The 1,280-nt window shown below is 40.5% G+C and carries 3 protein-coding genes; all 3 read left to right on the top strand.

The genetic code is table 11. The annotated features are described in order from the left end of the window. Positions 1-297: 4Fe-4S dicluster domain-containing protein (locus tag C5O24_RS13465; RefSeq protein WP_133165610.1), on the top strand; the 297-nt coding region annotated here is incomplete at its 5' end. Between the two features lie 93 nt (positions 298-390). Then, positions 391-756 carry a VOC family protein gene (locus C5O24_RS13460; protein ID WP_010801764.1) on the top strand — a complete coding sequence of 122 codons (366 nt, stop codon included), beginning with the start codon at positions 391-393 and terminating at the stop codon, positions 754-756. Positions 757-1,043: 287 nt separating this feature from the next. After that, positions 1,044-1,280: MATE family efflux transporter (locus C5O24_RS13455; protein WP_240605036.1), on the top strand; the 237-nt coding region annotated here is incomplete at its 3' end.

The raw sequence follows: 1,280 nt of genomic DNA, 5'->3' as shown, positions 1-1,280 counted from the left end.
CGCCATAATGGGGCAGATTTGGTTTTCGGTGACAAGGTAGTGTTTCTCAATGCCTCCTCATGCGTGAATTGTGGAAAATGTGTCAAAGTATGCCCGATGCACATCTTCACAAAAACGGATAAAGTATTGCCAATGGATGAACTAAACTGTATCCAATGCCGGTTATGCGCTGACAAATGTCCGACTTCATCAATATACATCAACGAGTCTTTCCTGAACGGATTACGGATTGCATTCAGAGAATCTTTTAGTGACAAGTTGCAGAAAAGTTATAATTCAGACGATAAAGGGCATTAAAATGTACCCAAGGAATGGAATGTCCGGTTTTTACTATCATAGGCTGTCGTGTCGCTGTAACTTTGCAGCGTACTAATCAAAATAACAATAAGTATGATTGCATTTTTTGAAATTCCCACCAATGACTTCGACAAGTCGGTGGCATTTTATCAGGCACTCTTCGGAGAGGAACTGGAGGTGTCGCAGTTCGGCGACGAGAGAATGGCGTGTCTAATGAAAGACGGAAAGAGCGTGTGTTCAATCTCTTCCGCTCCCTCGTTCTCCGGTTTTGCTCCCTCTGAAGGAGGCGTGCTAGTATATCTCAAAGCAAGAGACTTAGATGCCGATGTGAAAACGGCGATTGACAACGGCGCAACACTCGTCACTCCCAAGACCAAGATTCAGGTGGATGGCTGGGGTTCTTTCGCCATCATCGCAGATCCTGTCGGCAACCGCATCGGACTTTACGGTGACAAGTAAATCATTGTAAATCGGGTCATTTTGGTTGGGATAGCCATTGGGTTATCCCAACTATTGAAAGATGCTGTATTTTTAAAGTGGAATTATTGGGATAAATAGAGAATTTGCCCATAAACAAAAAGTATCCTTATAAATTTCATCTTCAACGCTCTTGTTTTCATTCAAATGATTGAAGAGGTAGTTTATCGTATTTGCTTCTTAGATGTCATGTAAAAAGCGACAATGTCGTTTTTGTACAATTTAATACGAGTCAAGTGGAGTAACTTTGCCGGATAAATGAAATTAGTATGAATATTTCCTATATATCAATTTATAAAACCAGCCTGCCTGTATTGGTTAGTTTATTAATGGAATACTTGATAGGTTTTACTGATACAGCTTATTTAGGAAGGGTTGGAGAAACCGAATTGGCGGCATCAGCTATCGCCAGCACTTATTACTTGATTATATACATGATTGGATTTGGGTTCAGCATCGGAGCTCAAATCTTGATAGCTCAATATAATGGAAACAGACAGTATAAG

Source organism: Paramuribaculum intestinale (assembly GCF_003024925.1).
Lineage (GTDB): Bacteria > Bacteroidota > Bacteroidia > Bacteroidales > Muribaculaceae > Paramuribaculum > Paramuribaculum intestinale.
Note: the sequence above shows the minus strand (reverse complement) of the source record. Positions and strands in the feature narration are given on the sequence as shown.